Raw genomic sequence first — 19,152 nt, 5'->3', positions numbered from 1 at the left:
TATGCATTGCCCGTTTTGCGGAACCAATGAAACTAAAGTGGTCGATTCCCGCTTGGTGGCTGAAGGCCAGCAGGTAAGGCGTCGTCGTGAATGTATCGCCTGTCATGAGCGCTTTACCACGTTTGAAATTGCCGAACTTCTTATGCCTCGCTTGATTAAAGCGGACGGCACTCGCCAACCTTTTGATGAAGATAAACTCCGCGCCGGTATCCAGCGAGCACTCGAAAAGCGCCCTGTGAGCGTTGAGGCTATCGAAGCCTGTATTAATCGTATTAAGCATCGCCTTCGAGCTACCGGTGAACGCGAATTGCCATCACGCCAGCTTGGTGAAGAAGTGATGTCTGAACTGCGTAAGTTAGACCAGGTTGCCTATGTGCGTTTTGCTTCTGTATATCGCAGTTTTCAAGATATTAACGAATTCCGGGAAGAGATTGAGCGCTTGTCTGTTGATGATCTGCCAGACGGTAAACAGTCAGAAGGTAAAGCATGAATCCGGTTGATTCAGGTTTTGTTACAGGTGGTTCGTCATGGTCTGCCAATGATTACCAATGTATGGCGGAAGCAATCCGGTTAGCGCGTTGCGGTGTTTATTCAACGGATCCAAACCCTCGTGTTGGTTGCCTCATTGTTAAAAACAACACAGTTGTAGGCCGAGGCTATCATATCCGAGCCGGCGAGGGGCATGCAGAAGTTAATGCCTTGCGGGAGGCTGGGGATGAGGCGCGTGGTGCAACGGCTTATGTCACATTAGAACCCTGTAGTCACTTTGGTCGCACGCCCCCGTGTGCCCAAGCGTTGATTGATGCGGGGTTGGCGCGTGTTGTCAGTGCGATGCAAGATCCAAACCCAAGTGTTGCTGGGCGTGGGCTGGGCATGTTGAAAGCCGCAGGCATAAGCACTGAGGTGGGTTTGCTAGAAACTCAATCGCGAGCGTTAAACCCAGGCTTTATTAAACGCATGGAGACGGGCAAACCATTTGTTCGTGTAAAACTAGCCATGAGTTTAGATGGGCGAACGGCTATGAGTAGTGGGGAGTCGCAGTGGATTACAGGAGCTGCCGCTCGTAGTGATGTTCAGCGGCTTAGGGCCTGTAGCTCGGCCATTATTACAGGCATTGAGTCGGTCTTACTTGATGATCCTGCGCTCACTGTCCGTGATGTAGATTTAGCTGATGAAAATGGTTTTATTCGTCAACCGTTACGTGTGGTATTGGATAGTCATGCTCGTTTGCCCAAATCGGCATCTATCATTCAGCAGTCAGGACGGACGGTTCAGGTCGTAACCCAAGAAGAGGCGATGGCATCAGTTGGTCTTGAATGTGAACAGTTAGTGATGCCTGCTTCACCTCAAGGGATTGATTTACCTGCTTTGCTAAACTACTTGGCAAAGCAGGAGCAATGTAACGAAGTATTAGTGGAAACGGGCGCGCGTTTAGCGGGTGCATTTATTCAGGCGCAGTTGGTCGATGAGCTAGTGGTTTATATGGCTCCCACTTTACTTGGGTCGCAAGCTCGTCCATTAGTTGACTTACCGCTATCGGAGATGCGAGAGCAACAACGACTGATACTCACTGATGTGCGCCACTTAGGTGAAGATGTACGTCTAACCTATCATTTTAATGATCGTATTAACCAATCGACACAGGCTGGGTTATGAAGCTGAATACGCCACAAGAAATTATTGAAGATATCCGTCAAGGCAAAATGGTTATCTTGATGGATGATGAAGATCGCGAAAATGAAGGCGATATTGTCATGGCGGCAGAAATGGTTCGTCCTGAAGATATCAATTTTATGGCAACTCACGGTCGAGGTTTGATTTGTTTAACGCTGACACGTGAACGATGCGAGCAGCTCAAACTCCCGTTAATGGTGCAAAGTAATGGCACTGTGTACGCCACAAACTTTACGGTTTCTATTGAAGCCGCTGAAGGAGTGACCACCGGTATTTCTGCGGCGGATCGTGCATTAACGGTTAGAACGGCGGTAAAAGCAAATGCAAAGCCAGAAGATATAGTTCAACCTGGACATATTTTCCCACTCATGGCGCAACCTGGTGGCGTGTTAAGCCGGGCAGGGCACACTGAAGCGGGTTGCGATTTGGCGCGTTTGGCCGGAATGACGCCTGCATCAGTTATCGTTGAAATCATGAATGATGACGGCACCATGGCACGGCGCCCTGACTTAGAAGTGTTTGCAGAAAAACATAATCTTAAGATAGGTACGATCGCGGATTTAATCCATTATCGCACCACTAATGAACGCACAGTGGAAAAGCAATCTGAAGGTGTTTTGGCGACGGACTTTGGCGAATTTAACTATGTGACCTATCACGACACTATTCAGGATGTTACGCACATGGCGCTGGTTAAAGGCGATATTACGCCTGAAGATCCAACCTTGGTGCGTGTGCACATCCGTGGTGACGTGCTACGAGATTTAGTGGGCGTGACGCGTGAAGGCGAATCGAAATGGACCATGCAGCAAGCCATGCAGTCGGTTGCTGAGGAAGGCAAAGGTGTGGTGCTACTGCTGGATAATGGGCGTCGTGAAGATATTGGAGCGGCACTCGATCGCTTGCTAGGCAAGCCTGTGCATCGTCGGCCTGCCACGCACAACGCGTCGGGTGCTTATCTGATGGTTGGTACTGGATCACAAATACTACGAGATCTGGGTGTGAGTAAAATGCGCTTATTAAGTGCACCAATGAAGTTTAATGCGATTTCTGGCTTCGATCTGGAAATTGTGGAATACATTAGTTGTGATGAATCATAGGGAATTCCCATGTCTGTAACTGTAATAGAAGGTGATTTCGTTTCGGCTGATGGCCGTTACACAATCGTCGTAGGTCGTTTTAATGAGTTTGTCGTTGAGAGCTTGTTAATAGGTGCGCTGGACGCGCTAAAACGCCATGGAGTAAGCGATGACAAGGTACGTGTTGTCCGTGTGCCGGGTGCGTTTGAAATTCCATTGGCAGTAAAAAAAGTTGCTGAGCAAAAGAAAGACGATGCCATCATTGCATTAGGTGCTGTTATTCGTGGTGGTACACCGCACTTTGAATATGTGTCTGGTGAAAGCTCTGGTGGTGTTGCTCAAATCTCATTGGATTTCGACATCCCAGTAGCGAACGGTATTTTGACGGTAAACAGTATTGAGCAGGCCATCGAGCGCTCGGGTACAAAAGCCGGAAACAAAGGCGCGGAAGCCGCTTTATCAGCCATGGAAATGGTGAGTTTATTGCGTAACCTTGAGGCATAATGTCAAATGACTGAAGAAACATCCCCCGCTCCACGTAAGAAAAAAGCATCGTTGACGGAGCAGCGCCGTTCTGCGCGTAGTTTTGCGTTGCAAGCCTTGTATCAGTGGCAAATGGCTGGACAAGCCATTAATGAAATTGAAGCTCAATTTCGTGTTGATAACGATATGAAGTCGACTGATATCAAGCTGTTTCACGATTTGCTTCATGGTGTCGCTGAGCACAAAACAGATTTAGATGCCTTGTATGTTCCTTTCTTGGATCGCGCACTCGATGATCTAGATCCCGTCGAGTTGGCAACATTACGCATAGGTTGTTTTGAGCTGAAGCACCGTATTGAAGTGCCGTACCGTGTAGCCATTAACGAAAGCGTTGATTTAGCAAAGATTTTTGGTGCTACCGATAGCCACCGTTATATCAACGGTATTTTAGATAAGGTGGCTGGTCGTGTTCGTTTGACTGAAATACAGGCAAAGCGGTTGTCATCATAAAACATGGATGAGTTTGAGCTAATCAGTCATTACTTTACGCCGCCAAATTCTGAAGCGGACATAGACCGCGGAGTATATGCGGGCATTGGTGATGATTGTGCGGTGCTGAGCGTTCCACCAGGTTATCAGCTTGTAGTATCAACCGATAGCTTGGTAGTGGGTACTCACTTTTTTGCGAACTCCCCTGCCGATGATTTGGCGTGGAGGCTGTTGGGTGCATCAGTAAGCGACCTTGCCGCAATGGGGGCTATTCCGGCGTGGATCTCATTGGCGATTACGATGCCTGAGGTTGACCATGATTGGTTGTCTTTATTCTCGTCTGCTCTACACGACGCGTGCAATGAGTACGGCATTCAATTGATCGGTGGTGACACCACGCGTGGATCTTTGTCTTTAACTGCAACGGTTCATGGTTGGGTCCCTGCTGGTATGGCGCTGATGAGAAGCGGCGCGAAAGTAGGCGACTTATTGTGCGTAAGCGGAACGTTGGGAGATAGTCGCGGTGGGCTATATTTGCTTGAGCAACAAACCCAAGATGATGGCTCCGCGATGGATAGCGTTAGCTCTGATGCTCAATATTTGCTCGATCGCTTTTACCGCCCGGAACCTCGTATAGCGCTAGGAGAGGCTCTCATCGATACGGCTACGGCTTGTATAGATATTTCAGACGGTCTGTTAGGCGACGTTGAGCATCTACTTAAGGCATCAAAAGTCGGAGTCGAGATAAATGCGGATTGCCTGCCTTATTCGGCTGCTTTGGGGCGTTTAGTGGGGAATAAGCAGGCGATTAGTTGGGCATTAACCGGTGGGGAAGATTTTGAGCTTTGTTTTACTATTAATCCAACCAACGAGTTAAAGCTGCAGTCAATTAGGCATGAAACTGGATTGCCGATTCGCGTTGTGGGCTCGATCACTTCAGACCCAAATGATCGTGTGGTCAGGGGTATTGATGCGGAAGCGTTGAGCGGGTACCGCCATTTTTCTCAGCCGGCCAATGGCCGGCCCTCAAAAGAGTAATAAGTTAAACTATGCAACCAACACCACGTTCAGTTTTTACGCATCCAGCTCAATTTTTAGCCTTTGGTTTAGGGAGTGGGTTATCTCCGAAAGCGCCGGGAACAGTCGGTACATTAGCGGCTATTCCTTTTTATTTAGCGTTATCTCTTCTCGATACACAAGCCTACATTGCGACAGTGTTCGCCGCAGCTATTATTGGGATTTTCCTGTGTGGAGAAGCAGCTAGAGAGCTAAAGGTGCATGATCATCCCGGAATTGTGTGGGATGAGTTTGTTGGTTTTTGGATAACAATGATCGCCGTTCCCGTCACAGGCCTGAATATATTGCTAGGGTTTGCTCTGTTTAGGCTATTTGATATTTGGAAACCTTGGCCTATTAGCTGGTGTGATAAGCATGTCCATGGAGGCTTAGGTATTATGCTTGATGACGTCTTGGCGGGTGTGCTGGCGCTGGCGTGCTTGCATTTATGTGTTGCATGGATTGGTTAAATAAAAGCCAAAAAAGCACCGGTTAGTAATGGATTATCGTTACTTAATATTCGCCATCGCTGCTAAACTGCGTGGCTTGATTTTACAGAGGAATGATACGTGACAATTGAATACGTAGCGGATTCGAAGCTTCCCATGCCATGGGGGACATTTACTATGGTAGGCTTTGAGGACACTGAAACAGGTAAAGACCACATTGCACTAGTTTATGGCGATGTTAGTGGTGATGAACCCGTGCTCGCACGTATCCATTCTGAATGCTTAACCGGGGATGCTTTATTTAGCTTGCGTTGTGATTGTGGTTTTCAGCTGCAAGAGGCATTGAAACGCATCTCGGAAGCTGGTCGTGGAGTGTTGTTATACCTTCGTCAAGAAGGTCGCGGAATAGGTTTGTTAAATAAGATTAAAGCGTACCACCTGCAAGACCAAGGTGCTGATACGGTCGAGGCCAATGAGCAGCTTGGATTCGCAGCTGATATGCGCGATTACAGTATGTGTGACCCTATGCTAGCGCATTTGGGAATTAAGTCCGTTAATTTAATGACTAATAATCCGCGTAAAGTGGCAGCGCTAAAAACCTATGGTGTTAACGTTGCTGAACGGGTGCCGCTACAGGTGGGTAAAAATAGCCATAACGAACAATACCTAGCGACAAAAATGGGTAAGCTGGGTCATATGATGACGGAAGAGCATTTCAACAAAGACTAGTTTGCTAATTATCAATATAAAAAAGGAGCACTGTGATTATCAGAGTGCTCCTTTTTATTTATTTATTTATTTATTTAATTCGCAAAGAACTCATGACTTGAATGGTAGTAGACGAAGTTTGATTCGCCATCAGAAGACCAAGCTGTCAGGTTTAATAAATATTTTCCGCCGCTGACTAAATCGACATCATCCGGTAGTGTGAAGCTTGTTAATGAACCCGATATAGTTTGCTGGAACAAGAAAACATCTTCTGTCATTTGAAGTCTATGGTTGTTTAAAGCGCTCGATAGCGCCTGTTCTGCCGCTTCAATATCATCGGAATCAGCACTAGGGTCGTCTTGTAATGCCTCAAGTTCAGCTCTGAGTAGGTATTCGTCAGAGAAGAAGCCTATGGAATCTAACGCATCCTTGTCGATAACGCTGATAGAGATGTGTTCAATATCGCTTGCAACATCGGAGAATTCTGTATAATTCCAATTAATAGTGCGAGTGCCTTCGGTGCTGAATGAAATTACCGAGTCAGATAGTGTATCTGTGAATTGTGTCGTGTTTAGTGGGTATACTTCTATTTTCCCTCTAACAGCTTGTTGATGGGTTAAGCAGTTGTTGTTGATGTTGGCCGAGGCAGCTAAGTTATAAGGCCCCTTGTAGCCACTCCCATCCCACGTTAAATCTACATTATAAGTTTGTGAAATTCCATCTATAGTCGCATTGGCTTGATAAGACTCTAATGAGTCATCGGGTTGCAGGATCCCCGTGTAGGTGAAGAGGTTGTCATCTTGGCAATCTTCATAGTGGAATGAAGAAATGCCTTCAAAAATAAAGCCTTCCTCCATGTTGTCAGGGGTTAGAAACGTTCTAATATAAACCGCTCCAACACTATAGCTAGTTGGGTCGTACTGGGGGCTTTCTATGTAAAACCCTATAAACTCGTTTTCTACTGTGAAAACATCCCCTGAATCAGAAGTAGATAGGCCGCTATCTTCATCATCCGCAGTGCCATCATCAACCGTTGGGTCACCATCTTCTGTTGTAGCATCGGTTGTGTCCTCAGCAGGGTTAAACAAGTTGTCATTGCTACCTCCACCGCCGCCGCACGCTGTTAGTCCAGTGCCCATGATGATGAGAGCCAATAGGCGCATTTTGAAAGACATTAATAAACTCCTTGTTAAGACGGGTAGCAAAGCTAGACCTTTTCGAAAAAAGTTCCACTAACTAAATAATTTAGCTGTAATTAGACAGTTGTCGACCTTAACCGTCAATGTCTAAAGGAACTTTACAAAAATTTATTCAAATATTTTTTGTATTTGAGCCGTGCGGCTGGAGTGTTCGATCCATTGATCAGCTATGCCTTTGATTTCTATAGTGCCGTTCCAGCTTTTCTTGGCTAGATGTTCAGCTACAGCCGATCCTGCACCACCGACGATTGAATGATCCTCAACGGTGATTATGTGGTGATGTGTGCTGAGTATTTGATCAATCAGCATTGTATCAATTGGCTTGGCAAAGCGCATATCAACTAGAGTGTGCCCCTTGTCTATTGCTAGTGCGTTTGATTCTGGGAGCAGAGCACCAAAATTAAGGATAGCGATACCGGTTTTCCCTTCCCGAAGAACCTTGCCTTTGCCTATAGGAATTTGCTCATCCGTGATCTTTGGATGTTGACAGCTCCCTGAGCCACGTGGGTAGCGGACTGCGGCCACACCATTGTAATGAAAGCCCGTATTGAGCATGAGCAGCAGCTCCTGTTCATCCGACGGTGTCATGATGATTATGTCTGGAATACAGCGAAGAGCCGCGATATCAAAACAGCCAGCGTGCGTGGCTCCGTCTTCGCCTACCAGACCTGCTCGGTCAATGGCTAGCAGGACGTCGAGCTTTTGGATTGCAATATCATGAATGAGCTGATCATAGGCGCGTTGTAAAAAAGTAGAGTAAATGGCGACAACCGGTTTCATACCCGCGCTGGCAAGGCCCGCAGCGAAGGTGAGAGCGTGTTGCTCGGCTATTGCTACATCAAAGTACCGGTCTGGAAATTGTTGTGAAAAGGCTACTAAGTCTGAACCCTCACGCATAGCTGGCGTTATACCCACTAATCTATCGTCTCGGTTGGCAGCATTAACTATCCATTGCCCAAAGTAGTTAGCGTAAGTTAGGGGCTTGGTTTTTGGAGACGCTGTGATTGGTTCTAGTTTGGTAATGGCGTGATAACCAACAGGGTCGTTTTCGGCAGGGGCAAACCCCTTGCCTTTAATGGTTGTGATGTGTAAGAACTGGGGGCCTGCTTTGTTTAGGCTGTTACTGAGTGCTGGTAGTAAGCTATTAAAATCATTACCGTCCACAGGACCGTGGTATTCAAATGCTAATGCCTCAAACAAAGCGGCTGTCGTTGCCCCTCGATTATTGGCTAATTTAAGGTTTTTCGCTAAATAAGTCGCGAGTCCGCCTTCGTTGGGCGAAATCGACATGTCGTTATCATTGAGGATTACCAGTAAGTCTGCACCGGTATGTGCGGCATGATTGAGGGCTTCAAATGCCATTCCTGCAGTTAACGCACCGTCACCAATGACGGCAACGCTCTTATTTTTTAATCCTTTTATTTTATCGGCAACAGCCATGCCTAATGCAGCACTGATGGAGGTGCTGGAGTGGCCTGTACCAAAGGCGTCATATTGGCTTTCTGCTTGTCTGGGGAAGGGGGCTAAGCCTTCAGGTTGACGAATAGTGAGTAACGCTTCACGCCGACCGGTGAGTATTTTGTGCGGGTAGGATTGATGACCTACGTCCCAAATTAAATGATCATCAGGGGTGTTCAGTAAGAAGTGCAGCGCAATAGTGAGTTCTACAACACCTAAGCCAGCACCAAAATGCCCGCCCGTTTGTCCTACGCTGTACAGTAAAAAAGCCCTAAGCTCGTCAGCAAGGTTGGGTAACAATTCAGGGCTTAGTTGGCGAAGCTGTGCTGGGTTATTAATACTGTTGAGTAGTGGCGTGTCCGGGCGCGTGCTAGGTATTTCTGTAAACATCTAATGTGACCGCTGGCAAATGAAGTCAGCCATAGCTTTTAGCGGCTCACCTTTTTGGTGTAAGGGTGATAGCGCATCGTGGGCTTGGCTATGCAAAGATTGCAGTTTTGCCTTGGCTGCGTCCATGCCAAGCAAGGCGGGGTAAGTTGGTTTGTTTTGGTCCACATCTGAACCTTGTGGTTTACCCAGTGTAGCCGTATCGCCTTCGACGTCCAAAATATCATCTTTAACTTGAAAAGCCAGGCCAATGGCATCTCCATAAAGTTGTAACGCATGGCGTATTTTTTCATCCTGGCAGCCCGATGCAAGATATCCAAGTTCAAGTGATGCATTAATTAATGCGCCGGTCTTGCAGCGGTGCATCTCTTCTAGTTGCGTCAACGTTAGAGGTTTATTGACGTTTCTTAAATCAAACGATTGCCCTGCGCACATACCTTTATCGCCACTGGCTTTAGCCAAGACTTGAATCATGGCGAGTTGTTGGCCCGGGTGGGTGGTTTCTTGGCTTAAAAGCTCAAAGGCAAAACATTGTAACGCATCACCTGCAAGAATAGCTGTCGCTTCATCATAGGCAATGTGGCATGTGGGCTTGCCGCGACGTAAGTCATCATTGTCCATTGCGGGTAAGTCATCATGTACGAGAGAGTAGCTATGAATACACTCAATCGCACATGCGGCACGATCGGCGGCGTCGACATGACCCTCTAGTATCTCGTTAGTAATATACACCAGTGATGGGCGAACTCTTTTGCCACCATTAAATAAGCCATATCGCATCGCTTCTTGTAAAACCGGGTCTATACTTGAATGCAATAGGAACTGGTTTAGCTGGCTTTCAGTACGTTGTTTGTAATGATCTAGCATGTGACGCAGCCGCATTGATTAATCCTGTTCAGTGTCAAATGGCGCTACGGTTAGCTTGCCGTCGTTGCTGCTAAGGATCTGAACTTTTTGCTCGGCTTGATCCAAGAATGATTGGCATTCGCGTGTAAGTCGTATGCCGTCTTCAAATGCAGCAAGTGAATCATCTAGCGTGAGCTCGCCTTGTTCCATTCGACTGACGAGTGCTTCGAGGTCGGATAGTGATTGTTCAAAGTCGGGCGTCTTTTTTTTACGGGGCATAGAGGCATCCTGTTAAAACTTGACGGTACGTTAGCGAAACACAAACTAGTGGTCAATCAATTGCAAGATCGGCCGATAAAAGGCGCAGAGGGCTTGTGTCCATATCATTGACATTATCCCTGAAAAACACATAAACACATAGTCATCAGCTTGTAGTAAAAGGAGATCTCAGTGGATATAGCGACGCTCGTCGGGCTTTTAGGCGGCTTCGGCATTGTTATTGCGGCGATGTTTAGCGGTGGTGATATTGGGGCGTTTGTAAACGCACCTTCATTATTGATAGTAGTGGGCGGAACGCTACTGGTCGCTTTAATGAAATTTACGCTGGGGCAGTTCCTGGGTGTGGGTAAAATTATGGGTAAATCGTTTATGTTTAAATCGATCAGCCCAGAAACCATTATTTCAGAGACTGTAGAATTGGCAGACGCCGCTCGTAAAGGTGGTTTGCTCTCACTTGAAGATAAAACTGTTAGTAGTGATTTTATGCAGCGGGGAATCCAGCTATTGGTTGATGGCCATGACCCAGAGGTGGTTAAAGCACTCCTAAATAAAGAGATGAAGCTGTCGGCTGAACGCCATGAATCCGGAATAGATATCTTTAAAGCTATGGGCGATGTTGCTCCTGCGATGGGAATGATTGGTACTCTCGTAGGTTTGGTACAGATGTTATCGAATATGAGTGACCCTAAATCGATCGGTCCTGCGATGGCGGTTGCTTTGTTAACAACGCTTTATGGAGCCATGATAGCGACCATGGTGGCATTGCCCATCGCTGACAAGTTAACGGTGCGAAATAACGAAGAGGCGCTTAATCAATCATTGGTTATTGATGGACTATTAGCTATTCAGGCAGGTCAAAACCCTCGGGTCATTGAGCAAATGCTACGTAATTACTTGCCTGAGAAGAAGCGTCCAGCGGCAGGGGATTAGGAGTAGATCATGAGTGATGATGCTGAACAAGAATGTCCTCCCTGTGCGGCCGGTCTTCCCGGGTGGGTCGCTACCTTTGCGGACTTAATGTCTTTGTTAATGTGTTTTTTCGTACTGCTATTATCTTTTTCTGAAATGGATGTTTTAAAGTTTAAGCAACTCGCAGGATCAATGCGTGAGGCTTTTGGTGTTCAAAACCAAATTAAGGTTGAAGATATCCCCAAAGGCACATCAATAATTGCCCAAGAGTTTAGTCCTGGTAGGCCAGAACCAACACCGTTGAATGAAGTGAGGCAAATGACCGTCAACAATAATATGAATACCTTGGATATTCGATCAGTTGAAGGCGATTCAGAGACTAAGGATAAGCAAGACGGTGAAGCAGAACTGATGCAGCAGCTAGAGCAGCAAATGGAGGAAGAGGCTCGTGAGCAGGCTGTGCAATTTGCGCAAGCATTGGCTCAAGAAATAGGTGATGGTGCTGTTGAAGTAGAAACCGATCAAACAAAAGTCATTATACGGGTTCAAGAAAAAGGCTCGTTTTCTTCAGGGTCGGCCGAGTTGAAGTTTGAGTATATACCTGTGATGGCAAAAATTCGTGATGTATTACTGGATGTGCCTGGCAATGTTTCGATTGAAGGGCACACGGATAATATCCCTTATTCCGGCCGTGCGTTTTTCTCGAATTGGGATCTGTCGGCCGCCAGGGCTTTAGCGGTTGCAAATGAGCTTTTTGATGATGAGAGAATAGATCAGACTAAGTATCAAATTATTGGACATGCGGATACAAAGCCTTTGGTGCCAAATAACACGGCTGAAAACAGAGCGACTAATCGTCGAGTAGAGATTGTGATTCAACGAGGCAGGGATAAAGAACTATTAGAAAAAATACAGGCGAGGGGCTTAGGCGATAGTGAAGGAGAAAGTTTGGCGCCGGAGGATATTTTTTAGTTTTTGTTACTCTTTAATGGTTTAAAAAAAGCCGATGGCGTATGCCATCGGCTTTTTTAATAGAACTAGCAATTATGCTGCTTTTTGCTTGCGACGACGCATACCAGCCCCAGCGACTAAAGCGCCTAAGCCTAGAAGTGCAAGTGATGATGGCTCAGGAACAGTAACCGAGTCACCACGTAATTCACCAGTACCGCGAAGCGCTAAGCCAACACCAAAGTTGGCAAAGGCGTCGCTAGGCTGGAAGCTTGAAGAGAAAGAGAAGTCAGCAGTTACAGTAGAACCGTCAGCTTGCTGAATATCAGTAAATGTATCGGTATCGAAATAATCAGCAGCCAAGCCACCAGTTACTTCGAAGAAACCGTCACCGCTACCGCGCTCATCTGCTTCAGGGCTTGAAATTGACCCGGCAGTTAGTGAGCCAAACAAAGTACCAGTCTCACCATAAGTAGGTTCGAAATAGCTTACGCTGGCAAGCTCTAACCATAATGTACCGTTAGTTGCAGTGCTTAGACCGCCATCGGGTGCATTTGTAAGAGTATAATCAGGTGTAGAATCTACATACATGCTTAACACACCACCAGTGAAGTAGAATTCACTGTCGAGAGGGTTTGTGTCGACTAATGTGTAATTTTTGAATTCGAAAGTTAATTCGCACGAAGGGCAAAAGCTACTAGCGTTTGGGCCAGTTAACGAGTTTAAAGACGAGATCAAACCGAAACCGGAAAGAGTATCGCCAGTCACTTGTACTTGCATTTCAGTTAATGATGCTTCAGAAAAGAAGTCACTAACAGCATCTGTGTCCCAAGTCACGCCGCCTACATTAACAATATCCGCATTTGCTGCACCGCTGAGTGCAACAGCAGTCGCTGCTGTTAAGATTGTTTTTTTAAAGTCCATGTTAAAACTCCGTTTGTAAATGGGGGGTCATTCTACAGAGTAAGCTTTGCAAGCTATGTGCCTACATTCTTAATTTGTTGTTTCTAAAAGGTTTGTGGGTTTATGTGTTTTGTAATTAAAGCGCGATTGTAAATAAAGCTGACACTAAAAATAAAAGGGATAAAGTTTATTTTTTTGCTATAGTTTTACTATTAATAAAAAATACGGTGCTTCTTGTGTATCAATTTAGCGACGAAACTGCGTTCTCTCGAAATATAGGCTGGTTTTCTAATTCGGAGCAAGCTTCATTAAAAAACAAACGTGTGGCTATTGCTGGATTAGGGGGAGTAGGGGGAGCCCATTTAATCACGCTTTCTCGCTTAGGGATTAGTGCATTTAATATATCAGATTTCGATATATTTGAGCTGCAAAACTTTAACCGTCAATCTGGAGCTTTTTGCTCTACTATCGATAGAAAAAAAATAGATGTAATGACGGAATTGGCGCTCGATATTAATCCAAATAGTAAAATTAATAAATTTAATGAAGGTGTTAATGACTCTAACCTTGACGACTTCTTACGTGATGTAGATATTTACGTCGATTCTTTAGATTTCTTTTGTTTAGAAATACGCCGTAAAGTTTTTGCAAAGTGTAGAGAAAAGGGAATACCTGCTATTACTGCTGCACCTTTAGGGATGGGGTCTGCCTTTTTATATTTTGATCCAAATGGTATGAGCTTTGAAGAATATTTTGATTTTGGGGAAGATGAGGAAGATAACTATATTAAATTTCTGGTTGGGCTATCTCCTTCTTTAATGCAAGTTAAATATTTAATCAGTGATGGAACTGTAGATTTTACAAAAGGAAAAGGACCGTCAACAGTTATAGGTTGTGATTTATGTGCTGGCGTTGCGGGAGCTAATGCGGTAAAAATTTTACTCAACCGAGGAACGGTGTTGGCCGCTCCATATGGGTATCATGTGGACGCCTATCTAAATAGATCAAAGCGGACTTACCGCCCTTGGGGTAATAAAAATATTATACAAAAACTAGTATTCAATATCGCTAAGAAACGGATATCAAAAAAGTAGCTGTATTCGTTAATGGTCTTCAATGCTTAGAATGCTTTCAATATCAGGTCTTGTAGAGCGGATGGCAGATTTTTTGGTTTTTCCAATACGTAAAATCATATAAACAAATTCTTTATCCTTTTCGAGTAGGGCAGCTCCCTCCAAGAGTAAGTGTTCAGCTTGCACATGATGCTTACTAGGCAGCGTTTTCATATCCAGCCTATGCAATATATCCGGTATGACATAATATGGGTGAACGCTGTATCCCGCGTTATTTAAACTAGTCCAAACGTGGCATAACTCTTCTCCAGAGCTAATGAAATCAAGTTGGCTTCCCTTCCCTCTAAGAATTAACAAACAAGGAGAGTTTTTTAATAGAGCGGTCTCTTGTGATGCGAGTAATTTATACCCACCTATTTTATTAATAAGGGCTAAATTATCCCACTTTGATATGAATTTTAGAAAATACTTACCACCTGGCGGAAGAGCTAGAGTGTTAATGTGAAGCCCATCAGGTTGTGAGTTATCAAACTGTAAGCTGTTTTTAAGTAAAGCATGTATCTCTTTGACTTGAAAGCGGATTTCAGAGGCTTTCTGGATCAGTTTTATAAGAGATGATTTATCTTTGCTTTCAAAAAGCAAAGTGGAATTTCGTGTGGATCTAGTTGTAATATCTTGAATGGCTTGCTTATCTTTTTCAGATATTTTTTTATGATACGCACCTCTGTCCGTATGTCTTTTTTTTATAACCTGTATAGTAGATGATATTTCCTCTTTTTCAGGTGGTAACTTAGATAAAGAAATGAGTGCTAGTAGATCAGAATTGTTTTCCTTGGTTGCTATATCTACACTCACTTCTAATGATAGCTCCTTGCAGCATGCTTTAATATTGTATAGGGCACACCCTAGGGCTAAATAAATGGCGGGGTCGTCTTTAGGAAATGATTTACCAGCGACCTTTTCAGAGTTGTAAAAAATTTTGATGGTTGGCTGGTTTGTAGTCAGAGGGGTAATAGCGTAACGAAAAACTGTCGAGTTGTCAGGTGTGCATCCCAGTAAAGCCGCTTGGATGATTTTCTTAATCGTTACAATATCCATTACCCTTTCTCCTTGATGTTTAGAATATAAACATGCCAGTTACCACTATTTAGCGCTATCTAGCATAAACTGAATAGCGGCTTTCATTTCGTTATCTGAGCAATCCATGCATGTGCCCATTGGAGGCATGGCATTGATACCAGATTTAGCTGTAGCAAGTAACGCATCCATTCCTTTATCTATACGTGGTTTCCAGGCGGCAGCATCGCCAAATTTAGGTGCATTTGCAACGCCTTGTGCATGGCATACAAAGCATTTGGCATTGTAAACTTCTTCGCCTCCACGCTCGGCATGTGCAGTAAGAGGAATGAATAACAATGCGCTAACGCTAATAAAGACTTTTATCATAATGGTACCTTTATAGTTGGGGCTCACAAGTCATCTAAATAATAGAAGGAATACTCTAACTCTTAAAGGCTATTGCTGAATAGTGCGGTATAGCGTCGCAGGACTTTAGTAGGAGGGGAGTGCTAAAAGGGAGTTGAGTGCCGGATGAAAGCGTTTATGCTTTCATCGGCAATCGATAGTGTTGTCTGTTAATTACAGACCCATTGCATAGCTAGCTTGGTTTTGTTGGCTACGCTGATAACGCTGTTCATTTCGAATTTCCGAAAGGCAAGTTTCAATGGCCTCATTAATAACAGTATTCGGTAAATCGAATGATTGGCGTAGTTCTTCGGCTGTGTGGCCGCGCTTCAACATTTGCTTCAGTTGAGCATGTAAGTGATGTCGTTCCATCGTGTTTTCCTCGTTCTTATAAGCTGCTGCATCATCTAACAAAAATATGACAGAAATATGTCAGCAACCTAATAAGAGGCATATATTCAGCAAAAGTTCATAAAAATCGCACTTATGTGGTGCGTCATCTTGGTGCGTTAGATTTATTTGGGGCGATTTGATTGCGCAGTAAAAAATGAAATGACTGGTTTTGTTTGTAACCTATTGATTTGTATTTAAAAAATCCTATTGGAACATTCTGTGCTTTAGAACCCCTTAGAACTTACATAATAAAGGAGTACTACGGTGAAGGCATTTAAACAAAACCTGTTAGGCGCAGCTTGCACATTATCAATGGCGATCGCGGCTCAATCGGCATTCGCGGCAGATACTATTAAAGTCGGCGTGTTGCACTCCCTATCAGGCACAATGGCGATCAGTGAAACAACGCTGAAAGACACTGTACTCATGCTCATTGAAGAGCAAAATAAGAAAGGCGGTTTGCTGGGCAAACAATTAGAGGCAGTCGTCGTTGACCCTGCATCAAACTGGCCTTTGTTTGCCGAAAAAGCGCGTGAGCTTGTAGAGAAAGATAAAGTATCTGCGGTATTTGGCTGCTGGACTTCGGTATCTCGTAAGTCAGTTTTGCCGGTGTTTGAAGAGACCGATAACCTGTTGTTCTATCCGGTTCAGTATGAGGGGGAAGAGTCCTCTAAAAACGTTTTTTACACTGGAGCAGCACCAAATCAACAAGCCATTCCCGCTGTTGATTATTTAATGGATCAAGGGGTTGAGCGCTGGGTTCTTGCGGGTACTGACTATGTTTATCCGCGTACGACTAACAAAGTGCTTGAAGCGTATTTAAAAGATAAAGGTGTCGCTGAAGAAGACATCATGATCAATTACACGCCTTTCGGTCATTCAGATTGGCAGTCAATTGTGTCGGACATTAAAAAGTTTGGTTCTACGGGTAAGAAAACTGCTGTGGTTTCTACCATTAATGGTGACGCCAACGTTCCTTTCTATAAAGAGTTAGGCTCGCAAGGTGTGTCGGCTGAAGATATCCCCGTTGTTGCTTTCTCGGTAGGTGAAGAAGAGCTGTCTGGTATCGATACAGCGCCACTGGTTGGTCATCTGGCTGCATGGAACTACTTCATGAGCGTAGAGGCAGACGCTAATGATGAGTTTATTGATGCGTGGCACAGTTATATTAAAAACGAAGATCGCGTAACTAATGACCCAATGGAAGCGACATACATTGGTTTTAATATGTGGGTAGAGGCGGTTAAAAAAGCAGGTACAACGGACTCTGAAGCCGTACAAGAGGCAATCATTGGGGTTAGCGTACCTAACTTGACGGGTGGCTATTCTACTATGATGCCTAACCACCACATTACTAAACCTGTATTGATTGGGGAAATTCAGGACGATGGTCAATTCGAAGTTGTTTGGAATACTTCAGGGACAGTTGCGGGGGATGCGTGGTCTGATTTCTTGGAAGGATCTAAAGATTTGATCTCTGATTGGCGTGCGCCGTTGTCGTGCGGTAACTACAACGTCAAAACCGCTAAGTGTTCTGGTCAAAACTACTAATCAGAATAATGTGTAGGGCTCTAGTAATAGAGCCCTTATCAGTAATGCTTGCTATTTACAATAGACTGTGTCGTTTCGATAGATTGATATGACATAACTGTCTCGGCTGCTCTATTTCTAGGGAGAGAAATTTTCCCTACTATCACTCTTTAAAGTGAGTTGATTATGCCTCTATATTTCTTCTCTAATCGCGTTAGTGCTTGTTACTCAAGCATGGCTCGACTTTTTCTTGTTCTACTTTTCCTGACTAGTTTTTCATTACCAACCTATGCCATAAGTGATTTGGGGAAAGCTGGTGAGTTATTAATGAGTAGCTCTTTTGATGATAAATCAGAGGCGCTTCAGTTGTTAGCCAGTGAAAATAACCCAGATACCAAAGAAGTATTAAAACTATTAGGTGATGGTCAGCTTTTTTATCATAAAAAAGATAAGCAGTTATTTATTATAAAAAATTATGATACGGGCGCGGAAGCTATTAACTTTGATGGCCAATCACAAGTTATTTCCCGTAAACGAGACTTCAAAAAAGTCACATTAAATAATGCGCTGCGTGGTGTTATTACACAATTAACAGCTGAAATGGAACTCAATGCCACCGACCCCGGAGTGCGTGAAGTAGCGGTTCGTGATTTGATGAAGGACCTTTCGCCCAGCACTGTTTTGTTGCTTAAAACACGCTTTACTCAAGAGCAGAATGCCGGTGTAAAATCCTTAATCGGTACAGCGCTAGCGGTTAATGACCTGAAAAGTGATGACGCGGCTACCGTAGCTCAAGCGATTGAGCGCGTCGATGGCTCTTTAGAGCAAGAGGTGCGAGCAGCTTTACTGAATATTGTGAATGATCACCCTTCAGAAGACCTGCAACAGCAAGCTCAAAAGGTCATTAACGGTATTGATAATAAAATTGAATATTATGGTTGGTTAGAAACGCTATATTTTGGGCTGAGTTTGGGGTCAGTACTAGTACTTGCAGGCATAGGTTTGGCCATTACGTTCGGCGTAATGGGGGTCATTAACATGGCCCACGGCGAGTTGATTATGATTGGTGCGTATACCACTTATGTTATTCAGCAGCTGATGCCTAACCATATAGGGATGTCGGTTATTATTGCAATCCCGGCTGCGTTTATTGTCTCTGGGCTTGTTGGGATTGCTATTGAGCGCGGTGTCATTCGTTTTTTATATGGTCGTCCATTAGAAACCTTGCTGGCAACTTTCGGTATTAGCCTTATTTTGCAGCAAGCTGTCAGATCTATATTCTCGCCGCTGAACCGCAGTGTTGAGACACCCGAATGGATGAGTGGACTTATCCAAATTAACCCTGTCTTTGCGCTAACAGAGAGCCGCTTGTACATCATATTGTTCTGCTTAATTGTGTTCTTTGCTTTATCACTCGTCTTGAAAAAAACACCGCTGGGTTTGCAAGTGCGTGCGGTATCGCAAAATAGAGCGATGGCGCAAGCCATGGGCGTGCGATCTAACCGAGTAGATGCGCTGACCTTTGGGCTAGGTTCAGGGGTCGCGGGTGTGGCAGGAGTGGCGTTATCACAGCTCACTAACGTTGGTCCTAATTTGGGACAAGCGTATATCATCGACTCTTTCATGGTTGTGGTTTTTGGCGGTGTGGGCAACCTGTGGGGTACGCTGGTTGCGGGTTTGAGCTTAGGAGTAGCTAACAAAGTGCTAGAGCCTTGGGCTGGAGCGGTATTGGCAAAAATTTTGGTGCTGGTGTTTATCATTCTATTTATTCAAAAGCGTCCACGAGGATTATTCCCTCAACGTGGCCGTGCGGCGGAGGGTTAAG

Annotated in this window: 21 protein-coding genes; 13 read left to right on the top strand and 8 right to left on the bottom strand. The window is 44.7% G+C overall.

Annotated features, from left to right (window positions below; genetic code table 11):
• Position 1: 1 nt before the first annotated feature.
• From nrdR to ribA, 8 genes are all read left to right on the top strand, one after another.
• A complete protein-coding gene (nrdR, locus tag OW491_RS12865) occupies positions 2 to 490 on the top strand; it encodes a transcriptional regulator NrdR (protein ID WP_075171098.1) in 489 nt (162 codons plus the stop codon).
• Positions 487 to 1,656: a bifunctional diaminohydroxyphosphoribosylaminopyrimidine deaminase/5-amino-6-(5-phosphoribosylamino)uracil reductase RibD gene (gene ribD, locus OW491_RS12860; protein WP_290036353.1), complete on the top strand. Its 1,170-nt coding sequence runs from the start codon at positions 487 to 489 to the stop codon at positions 1,654 to 1,656. The genes nrdR and ribD overlap by 4 nt, the downstream gene beginning before the upstream one ends.
• Positions 1,653 to 2,774, top strand: a complete 1,122-nt coding sequence (gene ribBA, locus OW491_RS12855; RefSeq protein WP_075171099.1) for a bifunctional 3,4-dihydroxy-2-butanone-4-phosphate synthase/GTP cyclohydrolase II — start codon at positions 1,653 to 1,655, stop codon at positions 2,772 to 2,774. Before ribD ends, ribBA begins: the two co-directional genes overlap by 4 nt.
• 9 nt (positions 2,775 to 2,783) lie before the next feature.
• Positions 2,784 to 3,257 carry a 6,7-dimethyl-8-ribityllumazine synthase gene (gene ribE, locus OW491_RS12850; protein ID WP_075171100.1) on the top strand — a complete coding sequence of 158 codons (474 nt, stop codon included), beginning with the start codon at positions 2,784 to 2,786 and terminating at the stop codon, positions 3,255 to 3,257.
• Between the two features lie 6 nt (positions 3,258 to 3,263).
• Positions 3,264 to 3,746, top strand: a complete 483-nt coding sequence (nusB, locus tag OW491_RS12845) for a transcription antitermination factor NusB (RefSeq protein WP_075171101.1) — start codon at positions 3,264 to 3,266, stop codon at positions 3,744 to 3,746.
• 3 nt (positions 3,747 to 3,749) lie between these two features.
• Positions 3,750 to 4,763 (top strand): thiamine-phosphate kinase, encoded by a 1,014-nt coding sequence (gene thiL / locus OW491_RS12840; protein ID WP_290036351.1) that lies wholly within the window; start codon positions 3,750 to 3,752, stop codon positions 4,761 to 4,763.
• An 11-nt stretch (positions 4,764 to 4,774) separates the two neighbouring features.
• Entirely contained in the window at positions 4,775 to 5,251 is a 477-nt protein-coding gene (locus OW491_RS12835) for a phosphatidylglycerophosphatase A (RefSeq protein ID WP_290036350.1), read from the top strand.
• A 99-nt stretch (positions 5,252 to 5,350) separates the two neighbouring features.
• A complete protein-coding gene (gene ribA, locus OW491_RS12830) occupies positions 5,351 to 5,959 on the top strand; it encodes a GTP cyclohydrolase II (RefSeq protein WP_277251673.1) in 609 nt (202 codons plus the stop codon).
• A 74-nt stretch (positions 5,960 to 6,033) separates the two neighbouring features.
• Here the strand turns inward: ribA and OW491_RS12825 are convergent, their stop codons facing one another.
• From OW491_RS12825 to OW491_RS12810, 4 genes are all read right to left on the bottom strand, one after another.
• A complete protein-coding gene (locus OW491_RS12825) occupies positions 6,034 to 7,113 on the bottom strand; it encodes a hypothetical protein (protein ID WP_290036348.1) in 1,080 nt (359 codons plus the stop codon).
• Positions 7,114 to 7,245: 132 nt separating this feature from the next.
• Complete coding sequence (locus OW491_RS12820) at positions 7,246 to 8,985, bottom strand: 1-deoxy-D-xylulose-5-phosphate synthase (RefSeq protein WP_290036346.1); 1,740 nt, start codon at positions 8,983 to 8,985, stop codon at positions 7,246 to 7,248.
• A complete protein-coding gene (locus OW491_RS12815; RefSeq protein ID WP_290036345.1) occupies positions 8,986 to 9,864 on the bottom strand; it encodes a farnesyl diphosphate synthase in 879 nt (292 codons plus the stop codon). It lies immediately after the preceding gene.
• A gap of 3 nt (positions 9,865 to 9,867) precedes the next feature.
• Positions 9,868 to 10,107, bottom strand: a complete 240-nt coding sequence (locus OW491_RS12810) for an exodeoxyribonuclease VII small subunit (RefSeq protein ID WP_075171108.1) — start codon at positions 10,105 to 10,107, stop codon at positions 9,868 to 9,870.
• 171 nt (positions 10,108 to 10,278) lie between these two features.
• On the opposite strand from OW491_RS12810, the gene pomA reads away from it, so the two are divergent.
• Both pomA and OW491_RS12800 read left to right on the top strand, forming a co-directional pair.
• Positions 10,279 to 11,037, top strand: a complete 759-nt coding sequence (gene pomA, locus OW491_RS12805; RefSeq protein ID WP_075171109.1) for a flagellar motor protein PomA — start codon at positions 10,279 to 10,281, stop codon at positions 11,035 to 11,037.
• Positions 11,038 to 11,046: 9 nt separating this feature from the next.
• Positions 11,047 to 11,988, top strand: a complete 942-nt coding sequence (locus OW491_RS12800; RefSeq protein WP_277251681.1) for a flagellar motor protein MotB — start codon at positions 11,047 to 11,049, stop codon at positions 11,986 to 11,988.
• Between the two features lie 72 nt (positions 11,989 to 12,060).
• On the opposite strand, the gene OW491_RS12795 is transcribed toward OW491_RS12800, so the two are convergent.
• Positions 12,061 to 12,888 (bottom strand): PEP-CTERM sorting domain-containing protein, encoded by an 828-nt coding sequence (locus tag OW491_RS12795; protein ID WP_290036341.1) that lies wholly within the window; start codon positions 12,886 to 12,888, stop codon positions 12,061 to 12,063.
• A gap of 215 nt (positions 12,889 to 13,103) precedes the next feature.
• On the opposite strand from OW491_RS12795, the gene OW491_RS12790 reads away from it, so the two are divergent.
• Positions 13,104 to 13,961, top strand: coding sequence for a ThiF family adenylyltransferase (locus OW491_RS12790; protein ID WP_075171112.1), 858 nt, complete (start codon positions 13,104 to 13,106; stop codon positions 13,959 to 13,961).
• Between the two features lie 9 nt (positions 13,962 to 13,970).
• Here the strand turns inward: OW491_RS12790 and OW491_RS12785 are convergent, their stop codons facing one another.
• From OW491_RS12785 to OW491_RS12775, 3 genes are all read right to left on the bottom strand, one after another.
• Positions 13,971 to 15,038, bottom strand: coding sequence for a hypothetical protein (locus tag OW491_RS12785; RefSeq protein ID WP_290036339.1), 1,068 nt, complete (start codon positions 15,036 to 15,038; stop codon positions 13,971 to 13,973).
• A 45-nt stretch (positions 15,039 to 15,083) separates the two neighbouring features.
• Positions 15,084 to 15,386 (bottom strand): c-type cytochrome, encoded by a 303-nt coding sequence (locus tag OW491_RS12780; RefSeq protein WP_075171114.1) that lies wholly within the window; start codon positions 15,384 to 15,386, stop codon positions 15,084 to 15,086.
• A gap of 192 nt (positions 15,387 to 15,578) precedes the next feature.
• Positions 15,579 to 15,776 (bottom strand): hypothetical protein, encoded by a 198-nt coding sequence (locus OW491_RS12775; protein WP_075171115.1) that lies wholly within the window; start codon positions 15,774 to 15,776, stop codon positions 15,579 to 15,581.
• A 333-nt stretch (positions 15,777 to 16,109) separates the two neighbouring features.
• On the opposite strand from OW491_RS12775, the gene urtA reads away from it, so the two are divergent.
• Both urtA and urtB read left to right on the top strand, forming a co-directional pair.
• The gene (gene urtA, locus OW491_RS12770; protein ID WP_075173381.1) at positions 16,110 to 17,348 is read left to right on the top strand and encodes an urea ABC transporter substrate-binding protein; all 1,239 of its coding nucleotides are present in this window, start codon (positions 16,110 to 16,112) and stop codon (positions 17,346 to 17,348) included.
• A 306-nt stretch (positions 17,349 to 17,654) separates the two neighbouring features.
• On the top strand, positions 17,655 to 19,151 hold the full coding sequence (urtB, locus tag OW491_RS12765) for an urea ABC transporter permease subunit UrtB (protein ID WP_290036336.1): 1,497 nt from the start codon (positions 17,655 to 17,657) through the stop codon (positions 19,149 to 19,151).
• Position 19,152: the final 1 nt, after the last annotated feature.

This window comes from Neptunomonas sp. CHC150 (genome assembly GCF_030397555.1).
In the GTDB taxonomy this organism is placed as follows: domain Bacteria; phylum Pseudomonadota; class Gammaproteobacteria; order Pseudomonadales; family Balneatricaceae; genus Neptunomonas; species Neptunomonas phycophila.
Note: the sequence above shows the minus strand (reverse complement) of the source record. Positions and strands in the feature narration are given on the sequence as shown.